Raw genomic sequence first — 6,912 nt, 5'->3', positions numbered from 1 at the left:
GGACGGAACAGCCCTACGTCCGACTCCCTACTCCCGCAAGGCCCGCCAACCGGCAATGGCCGCGGCTCCCAACACGATCCCCGCCACCGAGAACCCCTCCCGAGGCCCGACGAACTCCACCACCGCCGCGACCCCGAACCCCGTGATCGGCGACGTCCCGGTCATCGCCACGCCCCACAGGCTCATCACGCGCCCGCGCATGTCCGGCGCGCAGCGTAACTGGGCCAGCGTGTTGGCCGAGGCGATGAACCAGATCGAGGCCACGCCCAGCGCGGCCATCGCCGGCAGCGCGATCGGCATGGTCGGGGACACCGCGATGCCGATCACGGTCGCCGCCGTGGCCAGCGCGAGCCAGCGCACACGGCGCCCGGTCGGCTCCGGCTGCGCGGCGGCCAACAGCGCGCCGGGCAGTCCGCCGACGCCGAACGCCGCCATCATCGCGCCGTACCCGCCGCCGCCCTGATGCAGCGCGCGCGACACCAGCGGCGGCAGTGCGATCCCCATGCCACCGATTTTTGGTTAGATACAGATGAGGCCGGACGCCGCCGACATCGGTAGCAGCGCGCGGATCACCGGCGAGCGGAACGCATAGCGTACGCCGTCGCGCGCGGCGCCCCGTACGCGCGTCGCCTTCGTCGCGGAAGCCGCGCCGGCGTGCGGTTTCATCCGCAGCAACACGATCAACGGTGCCAAATAAGAGCACGCATTCACGCCGAAGCAGGCGGTCGCGCCCGGCCCGGCCAGCAACGCCCCACCCAAACCGGGCCCAACGACCCGCGAGGCGTTCAGCGCCACCTCCCACAGGCCCACCGCGCTGGCGACGCCGTCCGCCCCGACCAGGTCCACCACGTAGACCTGGCGTGCGGGCGAGTCGACCGCCATCGCCGCGCCCGAGACCACCGAGGCGACCAGCACGTTCCAGGCCGCGAGCGTGCCGGTCGCGGCCAGGACGGTCAGCGCGGCCGCGACCCCCATCAAGACCGACTGGGTGACGATCAGCAGCCGCCGCCGATCCGAGCGGTCCACCACCGCGCCCGCCCACGCGCCGCCGACCAGGGTCGGGCCCATGGTGCAGAGCGTCAGGACACTGAGCCACACCGCGTCGCCGGTCGTCTGCAGCATCCACCACGACAGCGCGACGCCCTGCGCCATCACCCCCGAAGCCGACGTGATCTGCCCGGCGAACCACCACCGGAAGTCGCGTTCCCGCAGAGCGCCGCCGATGCGCCCGAACACGGTGTCCTTGCGGATGTCTTCGCGGATGTCTTTGCCGTCGCGGATGTCTTCGGCGCCGACACCCGCTTCGATGGTCGCAGACATGGTCCCTCCCAGAGCCGGGCAAGACCCTACCCCGGCGGGGCGGTCGCTCCGCGGGGCATTTCGTCAGGTGGTCACTGTGCCGTCTGCGGGTGGGACCGCAATGAGCCCCTTACCGCACAACCAGTCGCAAAGCAGGCCGCCGGCTCTACGATGACCGGGTGGGGAACACCGGGAGCGACAGCGCGCCGCGCCTGGCTCGCGGCCTGGTCTTCGCGGTCGCGGCGGCGCTGGTGTCGGTGCACGTCATCAAGGCCGCGGGCCGCGTCCCCGGCGATCCGGCGGCCGGCCTGACGATCATCGCCGCCTGCCTGGCGATCCTGCTGCTGGAGTTCCGGCCGGCGACGTGGCCGCGCGTCGTGGCGCAGCTGGCGTGCGGCTTCGTGGCCGTGGTGCCGGCCGGCGCGTCGATCGGGCTGCTGGCGGTGCCGGTCGGCGCCGTGTTCCTGCAAGGGCTGTGGCCGCTGGTCGTCCCCGTGCTCGGCGCGGCGGCGTGGGTCCAGGCGGTGCGGAGCGACAGTGCGCGCGACACCGTCGACATGTGCGTCACGATCCTGCTCGGCGGGATGGTCCTCTACGCCGTCACGACCCTCGCCGCGCTGGCCGCGCGCGTTCACGGGACGCGGCTGACGCTCGCCGCCGCTGCCGTGACGGCCGAGCGCCTGCGGATCGCCGAGGGCCTGGGCGCGGACCTGTCCTCGGGCCTGATCCGGATCCGGGACCTTGCTGGGAAACAGGATCCCGACGTTCTTGACGGCCTGCTGGTCGATGCCCGCACGACCTTGGCCGCGACCCGCGCGACCGCCGCCGATCTCCGCAGTCTGTCGTTGGCGCCGGAGTCTGCGAGTGCCAAGGCCCTGCTTCAGTCGGCGGGGATCGAGGCGGACGTGGTCACCGGGCACACCGAACCGCTCGGCCCGGCCGGAACCGTGCTGGCGACCGTGCTGCGCGAAGCGGTTACGGCGGTGGTTCGGGTCGGCGACGCGCGTCGCTGCCAGATCGTCACCGGCGAGGTCGCGGGGCAGGTCACACTGCGCGTGGTCAGCGATGGGGTGCGCACCGCGGCCCTTGGCGCGGACGTCCTGGACGGCTTGGCGCAGCGCGTCCGGGCTAGCGGTGGACGGCTCGCGGCGGGGCTGGAGGGCGACGGTCGGTTCGCTGTCGAGGCGTCGGTACCGGCCACGCCGTCGGCGGCGGAACCGGTGGATGCGCCGGAGCTTCGGCGTGCGACGGTGCTCTACTACCTGCTGTTGGCGGCGTTCTGTGTACGGACCCTGCTTTACGTTCCGGCTGTGCTGATCGCCCCGGCGCTTTTGGTCTTGGCCGTGCTTTGCACGCTGCAAGTCGTGTATTCGGTCCGAGACGAGAAGCGCCACAGCGAAGCGGCGATCGTCCTGTTCGCGGCGCTGACCTACGCCCCGATGCATGCCTTCGGCCAGAACTGGATCGCCTCCCTCGGTCTTCTCACAGGCTCCCTCCTGATCGCGTTGCCTCTGCCACTGGCCGTGCCGGTGGTCGCGGCGGCGCTCGGCGTCGGCGGCCTCATGGCGTCCGCGGACGGGACCAGCGCTGTGTCAGCGATTCTGAACGCTCTGGTGACGTGCCTGATCGTGTACGGCATGCTGCGCCTGGCCCGGCTCGTCCGCGAGCTGCAACAGGCCAACGACGGTCTGGCCCGGGCCGCGATCGTGGGCGAACGCCTGCGCGCCGCGCGCGATCTGCACGACCTGCTCGGTCACGGACTCGCGGCGATCCTGCTGAAGGCGGAGCTGGCGCGCCGACTCCGCACGACCGATCCGGTCCGCTGCCTGACCGAGATCCGCGACGTCGAGCGCTTGGCCGCGCAGGGCGAGCGCGAACTACGGGCCCTGACAGGCGGCAAGCGCGAGCTGTCGTTCGGCGACGAGTTGGCGTCCGCGGCGGCGGTACTGGCTGCCGCCGAGGTGGCGGTGGAGGTCGAGGGCGATGAGCTGGCCATGCCGCCGGAGGCGGGCGCGGTGCTCGGCGTCGTGTTGCGGGAGGCGGTGACGAACGTCTTGCGGCACAGCACGGCGCGCCATGCGCGGATCGCCGTCACCTTGACCGAGGGCGCGGTGCGGCTCGAAGTGGAGAACGACGGCGTGGCATCGGACGTCGGAGCATCCAAAGCACCGGGCTCGGGCGTCGGTGGCCTGACGCTCCGCCTCGCGGAGTACGGCGGAACCCTGACTGCCGGACCGGACGACGGCTGGTACCTGCTCCACGCCGAGCTGCCGCGATAGCCGCGATAGCCGCCATAGCCGGCAGATCATGCCGACAACTCGCCGACCTCGGCATCGTCCCGGGCGTAAGCTGCGCCCCATGATCGCTGAGCCCTCGTCGAAGATCCGCGTCGGCATCCAACTGGCGCCGCAACACGTCGACTACCCCGTCATCCGCCGCGCCGCCGCGCAGGCCGAGGAACTCGGCGTGGACGTGCTGTTCAACTGGGACCACTTCTTCCCGCTCGGCAAGGTGGCCGACGGCAAGCACTTCGAGTGCTGGACCATGCTCGGCGCCTGGGCCGAGGCCACCTCGCGGGTAGAGATCGGCCCGCTGGTCACCTGCAACAGCTACCGCAACCCCGACCTGCTCGCCGACATGGCACGCACCGTCGACCACATCAGCGGCGGCCGCCTGATCCTCGGCATCGGCGCCGGGTTCAAGGAGCGCGAGTACGTCGAGTACGGCTACGAGTTCGGCACGCCGGGCAGCCGCATCGACGACCTGGCCCGCGCCCTGCCGCGCGTCGAGCACCGGTTCACGCAGCTCGACCCGCCCCCGACGCGCAGGATCCCGCTGCTGATCGGAGGCGGCGGCGAGAAGAAGATGCTGCGCGTCGTGGCTCAGCACGCTGACATCTGGCACAGCTTCGCCGGCGGCGACGAGCTGGCACACAAGACGAAGGTGCTGGAGGAACACTGCGCGGCGGTGGGGCGGGATCCGGCGGAGATCCAGCGCTCGGTGCTGGTCGGGGGCGATCCCGCGGAGTCCGAGCGGGAACTGGATCTCGGCGTCAGCCTGTTCGTCGTCAGGAACCCGGGGCCGGACTTCGATTTCGGTGAGTTGCGGGACTGGCTTGCGTGGCGGGATGAGCACAATCGGGACGCGGCGGCATCGTAGTCGACCCGATCAGGGCTCTTAGACCCACCCGGCCTCCCGGGCGATCCGCACCGCGTCCGTCCGATTCCGCGCGTTCAGCTTGCCCACGATCGCCGTCAGCACGTTGCGCACCGTTCCCGTCGAAAGGTGCAGTGCGGCGGCGATCTCCGGCGGTTCCGCGCCGCCGGTCAGCTCGCGGAGCACGTCCCGCTCGCGGGGCGTCAGCGGGTTCTCCGCGAGGTCCCAGGCTGTGACGGCGAGCGTCGGGTCCAGAACTCGGCCGCCGGCGGCGACCGTTCGGATCGCGGCCGTCAGCTCCTCCGGCGGGGCCGTCTTCAGCAGGAAGCCGTCGACCTTCGCCTCCAGTGCGCGGCGCAGCATGCCGGGGCGGCCGTTGGAGGTCAGCATCAGTGTTCGGCACGTCGGGATCTTCTGCTTCAGCAGTGCCGCCGCCTCCAGGCCGTCGATACTGCCGGGCATGTCGATGTCCAGCAGGGCCACGTCCGGGGCGAACACCAGGGCCTGCGGCAGCACGTCGTCGCCGGTCGCGGTCTGCGCCACGACCTCCAGGTCCGGCTCCAGTTCCAGCAGGGCGGCCAGGGCGCCGCGCACCACGAGCTGGTCCTCGGCCAACAGCACTCGGATCACGTCACGACGATACCCGTGACGACGTCACGGGTGATCGGTGACCGCCTCTCTGGGGAACGAAGCCGCAGCTCGGCAGGCTGGTAAGCATGAACGAGGCGATCACACAGACGGTCCCGGAGGCCATCACCCTGCAGGCCGTCAGCAAGGTCTACGGCAAGGGGCGCGGCGCGGTGGCGGCACTGCGCGAGGTGTCGGTCGGGCTGCCCAAGGGCGGCTTCACTGCCATCATGGGGCCGTCCGGCTCCGGCAAGAGCACCTTCCTGCACTGCGCCGCCGGCCTGGACCGGCCGACCGCGGGCACCGTCCGGCTCGGCGGCACCGACCTGTCCGGCCTGAGCGAGACCAAGCTGACCGAATTGCGCAGGGAGCGCGCCGGCTTCGTCTTCCAGGCCTTCAACCTGGTGTCGTCGCTGACCGTGAGCCAGAACATCACGCTGCCGCTGCGCCTGGCCGGTCGGCGAGCCGACGGCGCGCGGCTGGCCGAGGTCGTGAAGCGCGTGGGGCTCACCGAGCGCACGCACCACCGGCCCGGTCAGCTCTCGGGTGGACAGCAGCAGCGGGTGGCGATCGCCCGGGCGCTGATCGCCGATCCGGAGGTGATCTTCGCGGACGAGCCCACCGGCGCGCTGGACACCATGACCGCGCGCGAGGTGCTGGTGTTGTTGCGCGAGACGGTCGACACCATGGGCCAGACCATCGTCATGGTCACCCACGACCCGGTCGCCGCCGCCTACGCGGACACCGTCCTGTTCCTGGCCGACGGCCGCATCGCCGACTCCATGCACGCTCCGACCGCCGCCGGCGTCGCCGACCGCATGATCCGGCTGGGGGCGTGGGCCTGATGATGCTCCCCATCGCCATCGCCACGTTGCGCCATCGCAAGGGCGGGTTCGTCGGGGCGCTGATCGCCCTGTTCTGTGCGGCCGCGCTGGTCACCGGATGCGGCACGTTGCTGGTCGCCGGGATCCTCGGGACCGTCAAGCCCGAACGCTTCGCCGCCGCGCCGATCGTCGTCACCGGCGACCAGAACGTGCACGCGACCGAGGTCAAGGGCAACGGCAAGGTCAAGAACAAGGCCAAGCCGGTCAGCGATCACGTGTGGGTGTCCGCCGGGCTCGCCGACCAGATCAGGGCTCTGCCTTCGGTGAAGGCGGTCGGCACCGAGGTGCTGTTCGCGGCGTATCTGCCGGGTGGTCCGACGAGCGATTCCTTCGGCCACGGTTGGGAATCCGCCTCGCTGTCCACCTTGACGTTGGCTTCGGGCCGCGCGCCTTCTGCTCCGGACGAGGTGGTGCTGGACGCGTCCACGGCGGCTGCGACGCACCTGCACGTCGGGTCGACGGCGCCGTTGCGGACTGCGAGTGGAACGATGCCGGTGCGCGTCGTCGGCGTCACGTCGCAGGGTTTTGCGAGCCAGGCCGCGATCTACTTCGACACTGCCGAGGCGCGCACGTTGGCGGGACACGACGGGTTGGTCGACGCGATCGGCGTGTTCCCCGCTGGGGATCCGGGTGTCACGGCCAACGATGTCAGGAACCTGCTTTCATCGGCTGATGCTGGGACGGTTCCCGCGCCGGTCGTCCACACCGGGGATTCCCGTGGCGCCGCCGAGTTCCCGGACTCGGCCAACGCCTCGGTGCGGCTGGTCAGTATGGGAGCGGTGCTCGGCGGGACGTCGCTGATCGTCGCGGTGCTGGTGGTCGTGGGGACGTTCGCGTTGTCGATCCAGCAGCGGCAGCGGGAGATCGCGGTGCTGCGGGCCGTGGCGGCGACGGGCAAGCAGGTGCGCAAGATGATCGGGGGCGAGGCGCTGGCGGTGGGGTCGGC

At 71.4% G+C, this 6,912-nt stretch carries 5 protein-coding genes and 1 pseudogene; 4 read left to right on the top strand and 2 right to left on the bottom strand.

Annotated features, from left to right (window positions below):
• Positions 1–27 precede the first annotated feature (27 nt).
• A pseudogene (locus GWK61_RS51510) lies at positions 28–1,320 on the bottom strand (MFS transporter).
• A gap of 158 nt (positions 1,321–1,478) precedes the next feature.
• Here GWK61_RS51510 and GWK61_RS60360 point away from each other — a divergent pair.
• Both GWK61_RS60360 and GWK61_RS51500 read left to right on the top strand, forming a co-directional pair.
• Complete coding sequence (locus GWK61_RS60360) at positions 1,479–3,578, top strand: sensor histidine kinase (protein WP_194921433.1); 2,100 nt, start codon at positions 1,479–1,481, stop codon at positions 3,576–3,578.
• A gap of 79 nt (positions 3,579–3,657) precedes the next feature.
• Positions 3,658–4,458 carry an LLM class F420-dependent oxidoreductase gene (locus GWK61_RS51500; protein ID WP_194921431.1) on the top strand — a complete coding sequence of 267 codons (801 nt, stop codon included), beginning with the start codon at positions 3,658–3,660 and terminating at the stop codon, positions 4,456–4,458.
• Positions 4,459–4,476: 18 nt separating this feature from the next.
• Here GWK61_RS51500 and GWK61_RS51495 read toward each other — a convergent pair whose 3' ends face one another.
• The gene (locus GWK61_RS51495) at positions 4,477–5,085 is read right to left on the bottom strand and encodes a response regulator transcription factor (protein WP_194921428.1); all 609 of its coding nucleotides are present in this window, start codon (positions 5,083–5,085) and stop codon (positions 4,477–4,479) included.
• Positions 5,086–5,171: 86 nt separating this feature from the next.
• Between GWK61_RS51495 and GWK61_RS51490 the strand changes: the two genes are divergently transcribed.
• Together GWK61_RS51490 and GWK61_RS51485 are read left to right on the top strand one after the other, a co-directional pair.
• A complete protein-coding gene (locus GWK61_RS51490) occupies positions 5,172–5,927 on the top strand; it encodes an ABC transporter ATP-binding protein (RefSeq protein ID WP_194921427.1) in 756 nt (251 codons plus the stop codon).
• Positions 5,927–6,912 (top strand): ABC transporter permease (locus GWK61_RS51485; RefSeq protein WP_194921425.1); only part of this gene is annotated, 986 nt, incomplete at its 3' end. The genes GWK61_RS51490 and GWK61_RS51485, both read left to right, overlap by 1 nt.

It is taken from the genome of Catenulispora rubra, assembly GCF_015356825.1.
Lineage (GTDB): Bacteria > Actinomycetota > Actinomycetes > Streptomycetales > Catenulisporaceae > Catenulispora > Catenulispora rubra.
This window is presented reverse-complemented; position numbering and strand designations above follow the sequence as displayed.

Bases quoted from the DNA above. Each gene is read 5' to 3' on its own strand.
- GWK61_RS51500 (WP_194921431.1), top strand. From the start codon at position 3,658: ATGATCGCTGAGCCCTCGTCGAAGATCCGCGTCGGCATCCAACTGGCG.
- GWK61_RS51490 (WP_194921427.1), top strand. From the start codon at position 5,172: ATGAACGAGGCGATCACACAGACGGTCCCGGAGGCCATCACCCTGCAG.